General features: G+C 48.1%; 2 protein-coding genes. Both read left to right on the top strand.

Going from position 1 to position 401, the window contains the following annotated elements; all coding sequences use genetic code 11:
• The first annotated feature begins 62 nt into the window (after window positions 1-62).
• The gene (locus AB4585_RS25685; protein ID WP_017027595.1) at window positions 63-263 is read left to right on the top strand and encodes a hypothetical protein; all 201 of its coding nucleotides are present in this window, start codon (window positions 63-65) and stop codon (window positions 261-263) included.
• Between the two features lie 12 nt (window positions 264-275).
• The coding region (locus AB4585_RS25680; RefSeq protein ID WP_372171605.1) for a twin-arginine translocation signal domain-containing protein at window positions 276-401 on the top strand (126 nt) is incomplete at its 3' end.

The raw sequence follows: 401 nt of genomic DNA, 5'->3' as shown, positions 1-401 counted from the left end.
CATTGAGTGAGCAGAGCATTGCTGTTCGTTCGAGTGAACTGGATTAGGTTGAGGATGGAGTCATGAAAAACAACAAAGAAATTGATAGTCATCGTCGTAAAGCGTTAAAGGCTTTAGGGGGCGGCGTTGTTGCGGGTGCAGTACTTAGCACGGCGACAACAACAGCCCAGGCGAACCCGATTGATGTGAATAACGAACAATCGAAAGATGAGCAGGGTTACAAAGAAACCCAGCACATCCGCGACTATTATGATTCACTCTAGGAGCCTAAGACTATGAAACTAACCAAGCGCTCTGACAGCACCTCAACTCCTAATCAAAAGTTCGGTGTTAGCCGTCGTACCTTCATGAAAAATTCATCTCTGGCCGCTGGTGGTGCCGTGGTGGGAGCGGGGATCTTT

It is taken from the genome of Vibrio sp. 10N.222.49.C9 (genome assembly GCF_041474985.1).
Lineage (GTDB): Bacteria > Pseudomonadota > Gammaproteobacteria > Enterobacterales > Vibrionaceae > Vibrio > Vibrio crassostreae_C.
Note: the sequence above shows the minus strand (reverse complement) of the source record. Positions and strands in the feature narration are given on the sequence as shown.